This is a genomic window from Thalassobacillus devorans (genome assembly GCF_011761345.1).
Lineage (GTDB): Bacteria > Bacillota > Bacilli > Bacillales > Halobacillaceae > Thalassobacillus > Thalassobacillus devorans.
In genome coordinates, this window is sequence record NZ_JAASRY010000001.1 from 460,646 (window position 1) to 476,716 (window position 16,071).

A 16,071-nucleotide genomic window follows, 5' to 3' on the forward strand; every position below is an offset into this window, starting at 1 on the left:
CAATATCTTTTTAACTAACGGGCAGTAATGTGGAATAAGAAAATAGTCATTTGTTTACTGTGTTGTAAACTTTATATTTCGAAATATAAGAGTGTATATTCCCTCAGTAATAATATAAGACTGAGATGAAATAAGGAATATTATCAATGGACATTCCAGGTCATGGAACACAAAAAATCCGAATAAGTCCACTTTTTTATCAGTGTCCATTATTCGGGGTATAGTTCAAATTCGATAATCGGAATCCTTTTTTATTATTAACAGCTAGTTTTGACCCACCCTCTTATTAAAGGGGATCACTGAGCTTCTTCAGCTTTTTTATCTGGTTCCGCTGCATTAATCATCAGGAATATCGCAGACAATATATGCATTATCCATCCGACTACAGGAATCCAACCTATGCAAGATGTGATGATACCTAAAATACTTCCTGTGGTTTTACCTCCATCTTTTTTTGTAAGGATTAACGTAACTATATGGAGAACTAGCATTACTACTAAAGGGAACCAAAAGAGTCCAATAATAATTGAAGCTCCTAAGACAGGGATTGCTAAAACGGCTTCTAATCCCCCAGACACCCATTTCAAAATTCGTGAACTCGACATAACCCACCTCCGGGAATTAAGGGCGGGGGTTAACCCGCTTCGTTATATACCTTAATGTATTATGCAAAAATCTAAAAAATGTTCGATTGTTCATCTTCTGAAAATTGGATATTGGGCTCTGTTAAAAAATTGAAGATACTTTGAAATACACCCTGGATGTAGATGACACCATCGATTGGTAGGAGTTGAGAGACAAGAGGAGGCGATTATTCGTTAAGCGATAGTCGCTTTTTTTTATGAAAAAAAGAGGATATCTTAATTAAATGGGGCCTATAGTCACTCTGGAATAATTTGACCAAGGTGGTCATCGGTGCTATCATTAAAATGACCGGAATGGTCAAACCGGTGGCGAAAGGTGGTCACAGAGATTAAATCGAATTTTTATAAATTAAATGATGATAAAAGAGAACTGATTATTAATGCGGCAATCAAGGAATTTGTCCAAAATGGATTTGATAAAGCATCAACTAACGAAATTGTAAAAGAGGCACAAATATCAAAAGGTTCTTTATTTAATTATTTTAAAAGCAAAAAAGATCTTTACGTGTATGTATTCGAATACAGTGTGCAAATTATCGAGCAGCTTTATGAACAAATAGATTTAACTGAAACAGATCTTTTTAAAAGACTCGAACATATTGGGATACAGAAAATGTATATCCAAAAAAAATACCCTCACGTATTTGATTTTCTGGCCCAGTCTGTCCAGGAGGACTCGGCTGAAGTAAAAGAGATTATTAACAGCAAAGTCGATGCAATCTATGCCCGTGGCACGAAGATAATTTATCAGGATATTGATTATTCCAAGTTCCGTGAAGACCTTGATATCGAAAAAGCAATAGAAATCCTGAATTGGACGATGTTCGGATTTGGGGAGAAAGCCACCCGGCAAATAAATACCTTTGAAGATATGGCTGAATTTGGAGAGCAATATCTCAAAGAATGGGAGATCTATGCTGAAATACTGAAGTACAGTTTTTATAAGAATGAGTTTAGGGTCAATTAGATATTGATGGAGGAATCAATATATAGGCGTTTAACCAAAACTTATATCTTCCCTTTCAACCGGAAAAAACCACTGGAAAGATATCAGAAGGTAAAAAGGAGTGGAATAGTATGCCGGAAATTGTGAATATCCGAGGTTTACAAAAGAAATTCGGTAAGTTTCAGGCGCTAAATGACGTAACTTTCACGGTAAATGCGGGAGAAGTGGTCGGTTTTATTGGACCCAATGGGGCAGGAAAATCTACGACTATCCGTATCCTGCTGGGGATTATCAAACGAGATGCCGGTATTGCAGAAATATTCGGTAAGGACGTTTGGAAAGAAAGCCTTGAAATTCACAAGCGCATTTCCTATGTTCCAGGAGATGTCACTCTGTGGGGAAGCCTGACCGGTGGTGAAATTATTGATTTGTTCCTTAAATTGCATGGCAGGGGGAATCAGCAAAAACGCGACTATTTAATTAAACGTTTTGAGCTGGATCCTAAGAAAAAAGCCAAAGGGTATTCGAAAGGGAATCGCCAAAAGACTGGCTTGATTGCAGCCTTAGCTGCTGATTCGGATTTATACATTTTTGATGAGCCAACTTCCGGGCTGGACCCTTTGATGGAGTCCATTTTTCAAGAAGAGGTAGAAAAACTTAAAGCAGCAGGTAAATCGATCCTGTTGTCCTCTCATATTTTGAGTGAAGTAGAGCGCTTGGCAGACAGGGTTGCTATCATTCGCCAAGGGGAGATTGTGGAATCCGGTAGTCTTGAAGAATTACGCCATTTGACGCGGTCTAACGTAACTTTAGCAACGGAAGGGGATGTAGCTGTAATGGCTGCATTAAATGGAGTTTATGATTTCGAACAAAAAGATAATCAAGCGACATTCTCTGTGGATCATAACCAACTTAATGTCATTTTAAGGGAAGCAAGTAAACTAGGGGTCAAGAAATTTGAATCTGTACCGCCGACCCTTGAAGATTTGTTCATGCGTCATTATGAAGGGTAACAGTCTGGAAGGGGAGGTGGACTTCAATGGAGGAGAAATTTGCGCGTTGGAATACATTGTTCCTGATTTATCTAAAACGAGATTGGAAAAAAATGATTGTTTGGATTTTAGGACTCGGCTTATTTTCATCAGCCTATGTTCCAGCTTTTCAAGAAATTTCGAAAGGCAAGGGCTTGATGGGAATGTACGAAACTCTGCAGAATCCCGCTATGATCGCCATGGTAGGCCCTACGCCAGTCGAAACAGCTGGGGAGTATACTCTAGGAGCCTTGTATTCACATGAAATGTTACTATTCTGTGGTTTATTTGCAATGGTCATAACTGTTTTACATGTAGTAAGCCATACACGTAAAGAAGAGAATCTTGGGCTGACTGAAATCGTTCGCTCTTTTCAAGTCGGACGTCAAGCAAACTCTCTTGCCACTTTGGTGGAAGTTGTATTTATTAATATTTTATTAGCGCTTTTTATCAGCGGCGTAATGATAAGCTTTGAGGCTGATACGATTACAGTTGAAGGGTCCATTTTATTCGGAGCATCCATCGGAATGGCCGGGATTATCGGTGCTGGAATTGCTCTGGTCATGTCACAGCTTATGCCTGCTTCATCAGGGGCAACAGGTGCAGCACTAGGCATAATAGGACTTCTTTATATCATTCGTGCCGGCACAGATATCTCCAATGTGGATCTGTCCATGTTGAATCCTATGGGCTGGACCTATTTAACTTATCCTTTTACGGGAAATAACTGGGTGCCGCTTATGATTACCTTGATTTTCAGTGTAATCATGATGGCCGTTGCTTTTGCCCTTGAAGGATCTCGCGATATGGGAGCTGGCTATCTTCATGAAAGAGAAGGCAGAGAAAGAGCCGGGAAATCTTTATTGTCGGTCCAGGGTTTATTTATAAGGCTTAATAAAGGTGTGATGATTAGCTGGTTGATTGCTTTTATTGTGATGGGAGCGGCTTATGGCTCCATTTATGGGGATATGCAAACCTTTCTTGAGAGTAGTGAAATCGTTCAGCAAATGTTGACGCATTCAGGAGCTTCGATTGAAGAATCATTCACTGGGACGATTATGATGGTCATGATTGGTTTGGTTTCCATTTTACCTATTGTCCTTGTAAATAAACTTTTTACTGAAGAAAGTCACTCCCACTTAAATCAGCTTTATGCCACAAGAGTTACTCGCAGCAGGTTATATTGGACCAGTATTGGTTTAGCTGTGAGCACAGGATTAGTGGGAATTTTATTAGCTGCAGGCAGTCTTGGCGGTACAGCCATCTCTGCTATGGGGGATCAATCAATGATGGGTATGATTGATTTTCTTGCTGCCGGCTTTAACTTTTTACCATCCGTATTATTCTTTACTGGTATGGCTGCATTAACTCTCGGCTGGGCACCAAAATGGGGGAAAGTAGTGTATATATATCTTGCTTATTCTTTTTTACTAAACTACTTCGGAGGAATTTTGGACTTACCCGAATGGTTTGCGAAAACAGCTATCCAAAGCTGGATACCTCGCTTGCCGTTGGAGAATTTTAACACGCTGGTTTTTGTTGCGATAACCGTGATCAGCATTGCTTTGATGATAATTGGTTACCTTGGTTATCAACGACGGGATCTGGTTGAAGGGGCTTGATCCTGGAACAGAACCATTAGAAACTCATCCTAAAAAAAGGACCTAAAGAGAAATTGGCGGAATGAAAAGGGGGAGAACCTTATGTTCATCATTTTTGTTATTTTACAAAGTTTTCTGCTTATCTCCATGTCTGTTGCCGGGATAAGCAAGCTGGCTGGTGAGAAAAATCAAGTTGCACTGTTTGAATCAATTGAACTGCCTCAATGGTTTCGATTTGTTACCGGGCTCGTCCAACTAGCCGGGGCAGCCGGACTTCTTATAGGATACTGGTATCCTGAGGTGGCCGCATTGGCAGGTATATGGATTGGCATTACGATGCTCCTGGCATGTCTATCCCATTTCAGAGTCAAGCATCCTGTTGGAAATGCGATACCGGCAATAGTGATTACTTTGATTGCAACCACTCTTGTATTCGTGTATGCATATGGCATGTCGCATCCTTTTCCCCTTACTTAACAAGGGAGGTAGAGTGGTACTTTGTTTAAAAACGTTAGGAACAAATAATAAAATGAATCCTAACGTTGTCGAATATTCAAGTGACGCCAAGAAGAATTGGATAGGCAATATTCTAAACGCCTGATTGAAAAAATGAAAAGGAGTGTTCCCTTATGACAGATAGTAGAAAGACTCGTAAAGTTGATGGATTTTTGAAAAAAGCCAAACAGTGGAAGGAAGAATTTGAGACGTTGAGAAATATCGTTCTTGACTGTGGGGTGGACGAAGATATTAAATGGATGCATCCTTGCTATATGCATGAAGGGAAAAACATCGTTTTAATCCATGGCTTCAAAGAATATTGCGCGCTTCTGTTTCACAAAGGAGCCTTGTTAAAGGATCCCCATAAGGTTCTAATCCAACAAACCGAGAACGTGCAAGCGGCACGACAAATTCGGTTTACCAATGTTCAGGAAATAGTTGAAATGGAAACGATAGTGAAAGAATATATTCATGAAGCCATTGAAGTAGAAAAAGCCGGTTTAGAAGTGGAAAAGAAAAAAGAATTCACAATTCCTGATGAATTACAAAATAAATTCGATGAAATCCCTGCCTTGAAAACTGCTTTTGAAGAATTGACGCCTGGACGGCAAAGAGCATACATTATTTACTTTTCCAAAGCAAAAAAACCCCAAACCCGAGAGTCAAGAGTTGAAAAATATGTTCAGCATATTCTCGATGGAAAGGGATTAAACGATTAATATAGATTATTAGTTCACCATGATGGTTTATTGTAATTAAAAGTTTTAACAAATGTTGCTGATGATATAAGAGGCATCTTTTAGTGATAAGTATGGAAGAAATGTGTAAATTGCATGTCCTTTTGATTACATCGGACTTTTTGGATGAATTTTTTGTTAGGATAGAAGTGTAGCACCAGCTACCCAACGCCCGCCCCCTGGCGTTAGGTAAAATAACTTTCCAACATGAGCAGGGACGCAGACACTATGGTGTCTGCGTCCTTTTTTGTGCAGGTGAAAGTGTCTTTACATCTATAAATACATGTGTAAAATTATATCTGAGAGGAGGCTTTTGAATGAACAGGTGTTTACTTGTGATTGATTATACCAATGACTTTGTGGCAGATGATGGTGCATTAACATGTGGAAAGCCGGGGCAGGAAATTGAAGATGATATACAAGGGTTAGTAAAACAATGGGTGGATGACAAGGAACCTGTCGTTTTTGCAGTGGATCTTCATCATCAGGACAATCGGTATCATCCTGAACATAAACTATTTCCTCCCCATAATATTGAAGGGACCGATGGCAGGAAGCTGTATGGCTCACTTCAGGACTTGTATGTGAAAAACAAGGGTTTGTCCCATGTGAAATGGATGGATAAAACGCGTTATAGTGCGTTTGCCGGAACTGATCTTGACCTTTATTTAAAAGAAAGAGGAATTAGTGAGATACATCTTACTGGTGTCTGTACGGATATTTGTGTCCTTCATACAGCTATGGATGCTTACAATTTAGGATATTCTATCGTTGTTCATGAGCGTGCGGTAGCCAGTTTTAATGAAGAGGGACACCAGTGGGCACTTGGTCATTTTGAACATGTGCTTGGTGCCAGAGTCATAAAAGCCACCGAACGAGCTGAAAAAGCTTGATTTGGATAGGATGAATCAAGAGCTGACCCCCAGCGCGATCATGTTTTAGTGCACTGGGGGTCAGTTTTATTTAGCTTTTTTCTTATTCGGCGGGTGGAACCGCCCCACACCTAATTCTTTTCCCTCTTTATAAATAGCTTTGACAAAGCTGATTACCATTAGCAGCATGATAATCGAGAAAGGCAAAGCGGCAATAATCATCGTATTCTGTAAGGCTTGCAGTCCGCCTGTATAAAGAAGGGCAAGTGCCGTAGCAGACAGTAGGACTCCCCAGGTCAGTTTAATCGTATTTCCGGGCGTTTCAGATCCTCCGGTTGTCATCATCCCTAAAACGAAGGTGCCTGAATCAGCTGAGGTGATAAAAAAGGTACCAATTAGGGTCATGGCTACAATCGATGCAATCATGCCTAATGGCATATTGGAAAAAACACCGAAAAGTGACTCTTCCGTAGCCAGGGAGGATATCGTGTCCACGGCATTATGCTCCAATGATATTGCCGCCCCTCCGAAGGTTGCAAACCATAAAAAGCCGATGACAGACGGGACGACCAACACCGTAAATACAAACTCCCTGATACTTCGGCCGCGGGAAACACGTGCGATAAATACTCCAACAAACGGAGACCAGGCAATCCACCAGGCCCAATAAAAAATCGTCCAATTATTGATCCATTCACGTGTTTCTTCGTCTAACGGTGCGATGCGAAAACTCATCGACGGAAGGTGTTGTAAATAGGCTCCGATCGAGCTGGTAAATAAGTTCAATATAAATAAAGTCGGACCTACGGAGAAAACCAGTAAGAATAAAAGAGCTGCCAAGCCCATGTTTACATTGCTGAGTATTCTGATCCCTTTTCCCAGGCCGGTCCAGGCTGAAATCATAAATAATACTGTAACGACCGCGACAATGATAAACTGCACCAAAATGCCCGATGGCACATCAAATAAGTAAGATAAGCCTCCATTAATCTGTACAGCCCCAAAACCAAGGGTTGTCGCAACACCGATGACTGTGGCAATAACGGCGAGTATATCAATAACTTTGCCAGTCACTCCATCCGCTTTATCTCCAATGATGGGTTTCAACGTGGCACTGATCAGTCCTGCATGTCCATGACGGAAATTGAAGTAAGCTAACACAAGTGCCACTATCCCATAAATCGCCCAGGCATGAATCCCCCAGTGGAAGAAGGTGTACTGCATGGCATCTTTGATTGCTTGATCTGTCCCCGTTTCTCCGGTTGGCGAGTTGATCGCATAGTGACTGATCGGCTCTGCCGTCCCCCAAAAGACAATTCCAATCCCCATTCCCGCGCTGAATAACATGGCAATCCATGTCGGTCTGGAAAACTCAGGTTTCTCGTCTGCTTTTCCAAGCTTTATTCTCCCCAGTGGCGTCAGCAAAAAAGCGAGGCATACGAGCACGAATAAAGTGACGGCGATTAAGTAATACCATCCTAGTTTGTTAGAAATGAATGCCTGTACATTCCCCGTTGCCTCTTCTAAGCCATCTGGCCATATGACTCCAATAATCACGAGCACGAGCATGATTCCAACAGATATTTTAAAAACCGTTGTAAATTTTTCTTTCACGGCTGGGTCCCCTTCCATTTTTGAAGATAGTTATATTATCTTGAAGGAAATCAGTTCTTATTCTTTCTATTCGTTTTTTGATATTGGTCATTGGCCCCGTGCTCAGTAAAATAGTCGTGCCATTTTTAATGAAGAGGGTCAGCGGATGGGAGCTTGGTCATTATAAAATGTACGAGATGCAAAAAAAAAAAAGAACAATTGCTTATTTGGTAATTTAAAAGGATTTTTGCTTAATAAGAGAGAACCTATTATAAACTAACGAATGATCTAGGGGGAATAGGATGAAACTTGGGGCATTTTCCGTCAGTTTGAACGTGAAAGACATTAACAAGTCAAAAGATTTTTATGAAAAATTAGGGTTTCAATCCTTTGGAGGGAACACGGATCAAAATTGGATCATCATGAAAAATGAAGACTGTGTCATTGGTTTATTTCAAGGAATGTTCGAGAAGAATATTTTAACTTTTAATCCTGGCTGGAACCAAAATGCAGAAAACATTGAACCTTTTACCGATGTTCGTGAACTACAAAAACAGCTGAAAGAAAGCGGTATTAAACTATTGTCTGAAGCTGATGAAGCTAGTGAAGGGCCAGAAAATATTGTAATCAAAGATCCTGATGGCAACCCTATTCTTATCGACCAACACAGATAAATATCCTATAGTTCAAAGATTTAAAGATAGAGGATGATCAAAGATGGGATATCCATATTGAGGGTATCCTTTTTTTACTTACAGGGTCATGACCAGTGCTGTAGTCGAATTTCTTTAATATAAGTGATTCCATTAAAATAAGGAGGTAATCACCGTGAGTATACGCTTTGATGTGACAAGAAATATCCAGGTACCTCAGCAAAAAGCTTACAAATCCTTGCTTGACCTGGATGCTGCTGAACACTGGATGAATGGCTTAGTCCAGATGGAACGTTTGGATGAGGGACCAATCAAAGAGGGAAGTGAATGGAAGGAAACAAGAAAGATGTTCGGAAAAGAAGCTTCCGAATATTTTGAGGTAGTCGAGCTTGTTGAACCAGACAAAATTGTCCTTCGCTGTGATGGTACAAAAGGGACAACCGGTAAAGGGGAATTTATGTTTACATATCTTATCCATTCATCTGGCGATTCTTCTGATATTGTACTTAACGGCGAGATAAATGAGCTTAGTGGCTTTTCAAAAGTAGTTGGTAAATTAATGGCTGGGTCCTTTAAGAAAGCCTGCGCAAAAGATCTGGATGCGTTAAAAAGTTACTTGGAGAATGAATGACGATAAGCACCTGGTTATTTTACATATGCTCTCTGTGCTTAAACTCAAACAAATGATTGATATGAGGTGATCTAAATGAAAGTTGGCGTAATATATGGAAGTACGAGAGAAAATGGGAATACAGAACTGTTAACAGAAGAAGTCGTCAAAAACTTACCGGACGTCATCCGAATTGATCTCAAAAGGTATCGGTACCACGATATTATTGATCAAAGGCATGATATCAATGGATTCTCTCCAGTAGATGATGAGTATGATCAGATCATTGATCAAATCCTTGATTGTGAAGTTTTAATTTTTGCTACACCAATTTATTGGTATGGCATGAGCAGTGTAATGAAACGCTTTGTCGATCGCTGGTCGCGAACGGTAAGGGATGATAAATACCCGGATTTTAAAGAGCAAATGAGTCAGAAAGACGCGTATATTGTTGCTGTCGGAGGTGATGAGCCTCGGGTGAAAGGACTCCCGCTAGTCCAACAGTTCCAGTACATCTGCGAATTTATCGGATTGAATTATAAAGGATTTCTCCTAGGAGAAGGCGGAAAACCTAAAGATATTTTTACCGATAAGACAGCTATAGAAGATGCACAGAAGTTAGGAGAAGTGATAAAAGAAAGAGCTTAAATTAAGATTAGGAGCTGCTTTTCAGAAGTTAATTCGTTCTAAACAGACGATTGGCTTCTTTTTTTATGATTAATTTCCATAACGAATATTTTAACGAGTATGTGTAGTTCAGTTGTACTCTAAATCGTTTTCAATTACGCTTTATTTAACAGGAATTTATAGAAAGTGAGTGAACAAAGTGGAGAAAGTCGGTAGAAATGAGCCGTGTCCATGCGGGAGTGGGAAGAAATATAAAAAGTGCTGTGGGAAAACGAATGTTGTTAGTTTCCCTACCCAGCAGATAGACGAAGAGCTGAAAAACTTTCAACACCAGTTCCAGGAATATATGTTAGAATCTTATCCTTACCTGTTGCCTCATCGGGAACCTGAAACGGACGAAGATCAAATCCTGTTTTTGGTGAGCCTGCTTTATCGTGGCATATTTGAACAGCTGAAGGATGGTAAGACGCCTTACCAGCAGTTTTTATCGAAGCGTAAGAAAAATATTGTTCGGCCTGCGACGAGAAAAGCGCTGGAGGACTGGGAAAATGCCATACCTGGATTTTTCTATATGGAAGAAATGGAAAGCGAAAGTGTTGTGGTAGTACGTGAATATTTTCGCGAACAAACCTATCGAGTGGATAGAATAAGTATTCCGTTAGAAACAGAATACTTAGAAGAATTTCCAAATTATCTCGGGCTATTATTCAACTGGGGAGAAATTTATAGTTTCCTTCCGATTGCGATGCCGGGCAGTGGCGAGCTCAAAGATTATTATATCCAACAGCTTGAGGGGCGGAGGAAACAAGGTAATGCTATTATACCGGTGCCTGATTATATAAAAGAAAATTTTTTACAGGAAGTAGAACATTGGATGTTAGATACGCCGAATTCGTTGCAGGAAATGTGGGATGGCAGACCGGAAGAGCTGGAGGTGCTGGCACTGCTTGATGAGCATGTTTCCCCTCATGTGCAGCAGGCAGAAGGCTATCATGGCCTGAAACACTTCTGGCAGAATTTTTGTCAGGAGCATCAACCGCAAATCAGAAAACCGGCTGTCCTGGCTGCTGCGCTTGAATATTTCATGGTAGCCACGCCATTTTTCGAGCTGGAGGACTACGATATCACGCAAAAGCAGATCGCTGAAAAATATCGTGTCAGTACCGGCAGTATCGTCCGCAGGTTTGATGAATTCGAAGACTTCATCTTCCAGATGATGGATGAGAAGATGGGCGGGGAGCCAGCTGCAGTAGTTCGGAATGTGGAGCCCGGGAAAAATGTCGACATGGAAAAGGGTATTTATGAAATGCATAAAAAGATCGAAGCGTCAGGGCTTACGAATGTAGATGATATCAATCACTTTATGAAGGAGCAACACAACGAGCCTTTTATCCCAGCCAATGACAAAGAACGTGCTCAAATCCTTGCTTATGATGCCATGCAGGTCGAGGATATCGACTTAAAAGAGGAGCTCGTAAACAAAGCGTTGGAGTATGATGATAAGAATATTGATGCCCTTGTCAGGCGCAAATGGAAGAAGATGATTTGAAAAAAGAAATAGGCTTGTTAAAGGCTGAGAGTACCGGGCTTCGTTCGATGCAGCCGGAATGGAGACAGGATGATGTTCACAGTATGTGGGGGATAATCGAAGCACGTCCGATGCTCCGAGCACAGGAAGCGACAGCGGATTTTTATGTGGAAAAAGGCGAAGTGGAAAAAGCGATCGAGGGTTATGAATATCTGTTGCACTATAACCCAAATGATAATCAGGGTATCCGCTTTAAACTGATGACGCTCTATTTAGAACAGAGACAGGTCAAGAAGGCGCGTGAGCTGCTGGAAAAGTATCCGGAAGATCATACAGTGGACTTTTATTATGCAGAAGTGTTAATTGAAATTTTAGAAGGAAGCTCTTATAAAGACATAAAGGAATTGCTGGACAGAGCATTTGAGGCTAATTTATACGTTATGGGTTTCATTACAGGTAGAACAGATCTGCCTGAAGAAATACCGGACCAGTATACACCAGGATCTCTGGAAGAGGCTACCGTTTATTATCATCGCCATAAACATATCTGGGAGTCCGTGAAGCTTCCTTAACGTTACGTAACAGACCTAGGTAAATATAAAAAATGCCAGTCCTCCTTCATAGTGGAGACTGGCATTTTTTTATTGGTCTTGTTGATTATCATAAGAGAAACACTTTCCAGGAGAAAAAAATTCTCATGTTTTTGTGTTTCGATATTATCTACTTAGTTGTCGCCATTTTAAGAACTGTTCGTAACAATAACTCTGTTCCAATTGCTATGTCTTCTGCCTTAGCAAATTCTTTGGGGTTATGGCTGATCCCATCTTTACACCGGACAAAAATCATGCCGTAATTACAAGCATCCGCCATGATTAGTGCATCATGGAAAGGCCCGCTCATCAATTCCGGTGCATCTAATCCCATATTACCTGCTTCCTCATGCAGGGTCGCTTTAATATTGGGGTCACAATATCTTGGACTGTTGTTGGTGTCTTCTTTAATTTCATAATCAAGTCCATTTTCTTCTGCCACTGCAGCTATTTTATCTCTTAATTGATGTTCATAACGGTCACGGCGGTCTTTATCAATGTCCCTTAAATCTATTGTGAATTTTGTTTTTTCTGGAATGACACTTCTCGCGTTTGGAAAAACCTCGATGTTACCTACGGTTCCGACAGTAGGAGCCTCAGGTTCTTGTTTCACAATTTCGTTCAAAGCTGTAATTACTTTTGATGCCCCAAGCAGGGCATCGTTTCTTAGGTTCATCGGGACAGAACCTGCATGTCCTGCAAACCCGGACAATTCCACTGTCAGCCATAGTGGGCCTGAGATTCCGTTTACAATTCCAACGGGTTGATCGGCTGTTTCGAGGAGCGGACCCTGTTCGATATGCATTTCAAGATAAGCCGCAATCGAATCTTTAGGATACTTGGATTCTTGTAATCGATCAGGATCGCAGCCGATGGATTGTAATGCTTCTCTGCGGGAAATGCCGTCTTTATCTGTGCGTTCCAGCTCACCCTCATCTAGTTTTCCTAAAATCCCTCTGGATCCGAATAACCCTTTGCCGAAGCGATGGCCTTCTTCGTCACATAGAGAGACCACTTCAATTGGAATGTCTGGCTGAATCCCGTTTTCCTGCATCGTTTGCAGTACTTCTAAAGCTCCCAATACCCCGATGGTTCCATCGAATTGTCCACCGTAGGGTTGCGAATCGATATGTGAGCCGATCAGTAGGGCAGGGGCTTCAGGATTTTTTCCTTCCAGTCGTCCAAACAGGTTGCTGAAATGATCTACTCGTGTTTGTAGTCCGGCATCTTCCATCCATTGTTTTACCCTTTCAATTCCGGCCTTGTATTCCTGGGAGAGGGCAAGTCTGCAGACACCTGTTTCTCCTATCTTACCTATTTTTGCAAGTTCGGAAATATGGTCATTTAATCTCTTTTGATTAATTGTAAGCTGTCTAAGAGCCATGTTATCATTCCTTTTCTTAACCTGGTTTAAGCATTTGCTTTCTTATTCTTTTCTAATGCTAGAATAATAGAAATTGTCAGCGCTACACATAGAACAATTTTAATTAATCCAAAAATCGGAGAAAACAGGATAGCCATACCTACGACGATAGCAACGAGGCCATAGGAAGGAGTTTTATAGGCAAACTGTCCTAATACCGCGCCGAAGATAGCCGGCAGTACAAACTGAAATGCATTCTCTACAGCAGGTGGTATCACAGATAGGATATAAGTTCCGCCAATGATGATCATCACGATTACCACGATATTAACAAGAGAAGCAATGGCAATACCAAAAACACCGGCGATTTCTGCTTTACGGGAACCACTTTCTGCACCAATCGCTTTTTGGGCGGATACAGAACAAGGGAGACACATGTTGGCAATATTACCGGTCAAAAATGCTAAGTAAGTCCCTGCAACTCCAAGTGTAGGGTAATAGGTGATCGGTTCCAGTACCCACATAATCCCAATAAACCCTGCGTACCCCACTAGTCCGGTGAATATAGGACCCCAGCCAGGATGGGCATCTACGATGAATGACATATATAAAGGAGGGACTAAACACATTAAAATTAACGTGAACAGGGTCAATCTGCCCCAGAAATGGGCTCTGTCATGAAATGCTTCTAATCCGTTTGGCTTCTCGGAAGGAAACTCTTGTTGGATTACCTTCTCGGCCTTCATACTCATATGATTTCCTCCTTAAATTTTATGAAGTGACGCTTAAAGAAAGGTGGTAAGATAACCGCTTGTCATTCCAATTACCATTGCAATACCTAATGCCCATTCTTTTAACCATGAAAGGTCGGCTTTTTCGGCAACTATCATAATGATAGCCATGGATATAAGGGCCACTGCACCGGCAATGGTATGGTTGATGCTGGTAACCATCTGATCGCTTGCAAGGTAGCCAAATGCCCCCAGCATTGCACCAGTGGAGATAAGCGCCATCGTTTTTGGATTTTTCTTTTCAATCTTTTTCTGAGTCTTACCGAGTGATTTTGTAAATAAAGCCGTAAAAATCAACCAGCCCATTCCACCTAAACTCATCGTCCAAACCACTGTGGTGAAAGCTTCCAGAGAAAAATTATCTGACGTCAGTTCTAATCCAAAGGCGTCAGCACCGATCCCGGCAGCAGCGGATTCTGTGGCAGCTGACCCGATGATTCCGATCCGCATCAATGTAAGAGGCGAACCGAGCAAAGCAATCAAAGAAACGAGCACGATTGCAATGGCGAATGATGGTCCGAGAGAGCTGATGAAGCCAGTCCGGATGGCAGTTTTCACTTCTTTCTGGGTCATCCCTGCATCAGGAGCAGCTTTCTTGGCCATTCTTAAAAAGACGATAGCCTGAAACATAACAATGCCTACAAATATAAAGGCCATAATCCAAAGGGGTGTACTGTTAGCAACTTGAAAGACGCTCTCGTTCAAAATGGGATTCCTCCTTTAAAAGATTGGTTGTTATTTAGCTGATTCTTTTTCTCGTGAAATGTGGACATCCTCTCCGGATAGAAAATCTATTACGGTAGCGATAAATAGTTTTCCAATATACATCATCGCTTGTTCCTGGACATTAAATTTAGGGTGGTGATGCGGGTAGACCTCATTTTTATCTTCTAATGCTCCACCGACCCAGAAAAAGCTGCCTGGAACTTCTTTTAAATAGTAAGCAAAGTCTTCCATCCCCATGTGTGGAGGCATTTCCTGAACCATTCCTTCACCGAATAACTCAGCAGCCACCTTTCCCACGCGCCTCGTTTCTTCCGGGTGGTTGACGACAGCTGGATAGCCCCGGACATAGTTACACTTCACAGATGCCCCCAAGGCGCCGCACGTTTGAACGGCGATTCGTTCGATCGATTCTTCCACCCAGTCGCGGACATCATCATCGAACGTCCGTACTGTGCCTTTAATGGATACTTTATCAGGAATAACATTGAATCCTTCTCCTCCGTTGAAAGAGGCTACGGTTACCACAGCTGGTTTTAGAGGATCAACCTGACGGCTTACGATCTGTTGTATGTTCAAAAGCAATTGGCTTCCTGCTGCCAGCGGGTCAACTCCTAAATGAGGGGTTGCCGCATGTGTCCCTTTACCTGAGATTTCGATTTCAAAAGTGTCTCCGTTAGCCATGGCGTTTCCTTCTTTTAACCCTACGGTACCCAATGGTTCAGTAGAGCTGACATGAGCCCCGTATACGACATCGACGCCATCCAAGCAGCCATCCTCAATCATAAATTTCGCTCCACCAGGGATGACTTCTTCTGCAAACTGGTGAATGAAGACGATAGTGCCTTCGATATCCTCCTTGTTTTCACTGAGTACTTTAGCAACTCCAAGCAGTCCGGCTGTGTGTAAGTCGTGGCCACAGGCATGCATGACTCCTGGTACACGGGATTTGTATTCTACATCTTTTTCATCTTGAATCGGAAGGGCATCAAAATCGGCCCTTAGTGCAACTGTTTTCCCTGGCTTTCCGCCTCTTAAGATACCGACCACGCCACGACTGCCCACACCTGTTTTCACTTCTAATCCTAACTCTGTAAGGAACTCTGCTACCTTTTTAGGCGTGTTGACCTCTGTGTGGGAAAGTTCCGGGTACATGTGAAGGTCCCTCCGGAAATCTACTAAATCTGGATAAAGTTCCTCTAATCTTGCAAAAAGTTTTTCTTTCATGACTATCAATCCTTTCTATATTAGTTTTAGAAAAAGC

The 16,071-nt window shown here is 41.6% G+C and carries 17 protein-coding genes; 11 read left to right on the top strand and 6 right to left on the bottom strand.

The window, feature by feature from the left end:
• Positions 1-296 precede the first annotated feature (296 nt).
• Positions 297-605 (bottom strand): hypothetical protein, encoded by a 309-nt coding sequence (locus FHS45_RS02270; protein ID WP_062444946.1) that lies wholly within the window; start codon positions 603-605, stop codon positions 297-299.
• Between the two features lie 355 nt (positions 606-960).
• Between FHS45_RS02270 and FHS45_RS02275 the strand changes: the two genes are divergently transcribed.
• From FHS45_RS02275 to FHS45_RS02300, 6 genes are all read left to right on the top strand, one after another.
• Positions 961-1,611, top strand: a complete 651-nt coding sequence (locus FHS45_RS02275; RefSeq protein WP_082412016.1) for a TetR/AcrR family transcriptional regulator — start codon at positions 961-963, stop codon at positions 1,609-1,611.
• Positions 1,612-1,721: 110 nt separating this feature from the next.
• Positions 1,722-2,603: an ABC transporter ATP-binding protein gene (locus FHS45_RS02280; protein ID WP_062444948.1), complete on the top strand. Its 882-nt coding sequence runs from the start codon at positions 1,722-1,724 to the stop codon at positions 2,601-2,603.
• Positions 2,604-2,629: 26 nt separating this feature from the next.
• Positions 2,630-4,243 (top strand): ABC transporter permease, encoded by a 1,614-nt coding sequence (locus FHS45_RS02285; RefSeq protein WP_062444950.1) that lies wholly within the window; start codon positions 2,630-2,632, stop codon positions 4,241-4,243.
• An 81-nt stretch (positions 4,244-4,324) separates the two neighbouring features.
• Positions 4,325-4,699 carry a DoxX family protein gene (locus tag FHS45_RS02290; RefSeq protein ID WP_062444952.1) on the top strand — a complete coding sequence of 125 codons (375 nt, stop codon included), beginning with the start codon at positions 4,325-4,327 and terminating at the stop codon, positions 4,697-4,699.
• 152 nt (positions 4,700-4,851) lie between these two features.
• Complete coding sequence (locus FHS45_RS02295) at positions 4,852-5,439, top strand: YdeI/OmpD-associated family protein (RefSeq protein ID WP_062444954.1); 588 nt, start codon at positions 4,852-4,854, stop codon at positions 5,437-5,439.
• A 335-nt stretch (positions 5,440-5,774) separates the two neighbouring features.
• Positions 5,775-6,350, top strand: a complete 576-nt coding sequence (locus tag FHS45_RS02300; protein WP_062444956.1) for a cysteine hydrolase family protein — start codon at positions 5,775-5,777, stop codon at positions 6,348-6,350.
• 66 nt (positions 6,351-6,416) lie between these two features.
• On the opposite strand, the gene FHS45_RS02305 is transcribed toward FHS45_RS02300, so the two are convergent.
• The gene (locus FHS45_RS02305) at positions 6,417-7,943 is read right to left on the bottom strand and encodes a glycine betaine uptake BCCT transporter (RefSeq protein ID WP_258953972.1); all 1,527 of its coding nucleotides are present in this window, start codon (positions 7,941-7,943) and stop codon (positions 6,417-6,419) included.
• A 281-nt stretch (positions 7,944-8,224) separates the two neighbouring features.
• On the opposite strand from FHS45_RS02305, the gene FHS45_RS02310 reads away from it, so the two are divergent.
• From FHS45_RS02310 to FHS45_RS02330, 5 genes are all read left to right on the top strand, one after another.
• Positions 8,225-8,596 carry a VOC family protein gene (locus tag FHS45_RS02310; protein ID WP_062444959.1) on the top strand — a complete coding sequence of 124 codons (372 nt, stop codon included), beginning with the start codon at positions 8,225-8,227 and terminating at the stop codon, positions 8,594-8,596.
• Between the two features lie 154 nt (positions 8,597-8,750).
• On the top strand, positions 8,751-9,206 hold the full coding sequence (locus FHS45_RS02315) for an SRPBCC family protein (RefSeq protein ID WP_062444961.1): 456 nt from the start codon (positions 8,751-8,753) through the stop codon (positions 9,204-9,206).
• 75 nt (positions 9,207-9,281) lie between these two features.
• A complete protein-coding gene (locus FHS45_RS02320) occupies positions 9,282-9,833 on the top strand; it encodes a flavodoxin family protein (protein ID WP_062444963.1) in 552 nt (183 codons plus the stop codon).
• Positions 9,834-10,011: 178 nt separating this feature from the next.
• Positions 10,012-11,361, top strand: coding sequence for a YecA family protein (locus FHS45_RS02325; protein WP_166761346.1), 1,350 nt, complete (start codon positions 10,012-10,014; stop codon positions 11,359-11,361).
• The gene (locus FHS45_RS02330) at positions 11,343-11,912 is read left to right on the top strand and encodes a tetratricopeptide repeat protein (RefSeq protein ID WP_062444967.1); all 570 of its coding nucleotides are present in this window, start codon (positions 11,343-11,345) and stop codon (positions 11,910-11,912) included. Before FHS45_RS02325 ends, FHS45_RS02330 begins: the two co-directional genes overlap by 19 nt.
• 148 nt (positions 11,913-12,060) lie before the next feature.
• Here the strand turns inward: FHS45_RS02330 and FHS45_RS02335 are convergent, their stop codons facing one another.
• From FHS45_RS02335 to FHS45_RS02350, 4 genes are read right to left on the bottom strand one after another with little or no spacing between them, the layout of a single operon-like run.
• The gene (locus FHS45_RS02335) at positions 12,061-13,314 is read right to left on the bottom strand and encodes a M20 family metallo-hydrolase (RefSeq protein WP_062444969.1); all 1,254 of its coding nucleotides are present in this window, start codon (positions 13,312-13,314) and stop codon (positions 12,061-12,063) included.
• Positions 13,315-13,340: 26 nt separating this feature from the next.
• The gene (locus tag FHS45_RS02340; RefSeq protein ID WP_062444971.1) at positions 13,341-14,045 is read right to left on the bottom strand and encodes a hypothetical protein; all 705 of its coding nucleotides are present in this window, start codon (positions 14,043-14,045) and stop codon (positions 13,341-13,343) included.
• Positions 14,046-14,078: 33 nt separating this feature from the next.
• On the bottom strand, positions 14,079-14,789 hold the full coding sequence (locus FHS45_RS02345) for a DUF5058 family protein (protein WP_082412017.1): 711 nt from the start codon (positions 14,787-14,789) through the stop codon (positions 14,079-14,081).
• Between the two features lie 30 nt (positions 14,790-14,819).
• On the bottom strand, positions 14,820-16,034 hold the full coding sequence (locus tag FHS45_RS02350) for a M20 metallopeptidase family protein (protein ID WP_062444973.1): 1,215 nt from the start codon (positions 16,032-16,034) through the stop codon (positions 14,820-14,822).
• Positions 16,035-16,071 lie beyond the last annotated feature (37 nt).

Bases quoted from the DNA above. Each gene is read 5' to 3' on its own strand.
- FHS45_RS02340 (WP_062444971.1), bottom strand. From the start codon at position 14,045: ATGAGTATGAAGGCCGAGAAGGTAATCCAACAAGAGTTTCCTTCCGAG.
- FHS45_RS02335 (WP_062444969.1), bottom strand. From the start codon at position 13,314: ATGGCTCTTAGACAGCTTACAATTAATCAAAAGAGATTAAATGACCAT.
- FHS45_RS02285 (WP_062444950.1), top strand. From the start codon at position 2,630: ATGGAGGAGAAATTTGCGCGTTGGAATACATTGTTCCTGATTTATCTA.
- FHS45_RS02330 (WP_062444967.1), top strand. From the start codon at position 11,343: ATGGAAGAAGATGATTTGAAAAAAGAAATAGGCTTGTTAAAGGCTGAG.
- FHS45_RS02290 (WP_062444952.1), top strand. From the start codon at position 4,325: ATGTTCATCATTTTTGTTATTTTACAAAGTTTTCTGCTTATCTCCATG.
- FHS45_RS02300 (WP_062444956.1), top strand. From the start codon at position 5,775: ATGAACAGGTGTTTACTTGTGATTGATTATACCAATGACTTTGTGGCA.
- FHS45_RS02270 (WP_062444946.1), bottom strand. From the start codon at position 605: ATGTCGAGTTCACGAATTTTGAAATGGGTGTCTGGGGGATTAGAAGCC.
- FHS45_RS02320 (WP_062444963.1), top strand. From the start codon at position 9,282: ATGAAAGTTGGCGTAATATATGGAAGTACGAGAGAAAATGGGAATACA.
- FHS45_RS02280 (WP_062444948.1), top strand. From the start codon at position 1,722: ATGCCGGAAATTGTGAATATCCGAGGTTTACAAAAGAAATTCGGTAAG.
- FHS45_RS02295 (WP_062444954.1), top strand. From the start codon at position 4,852: ATGACAGATAGTAGAAAGACTCGTAAAGTTGATGGATTTTTGAAAAAA.
- FHS45_RS02310 (WP_062444959.1), top strand. From the start codon at position 8,225: ATGAAACTTGGGGCATTTTCCGTCAGTTTGAACGTGAAAGACATTAAC.
- FHS45_RS02350 (WP_062444973.1), bottom strand. From the start codon at position 16,034: ATGAAAGAAAAACTTTTTGCAAGATTAGAGGAACTTTATCCAGATTTA.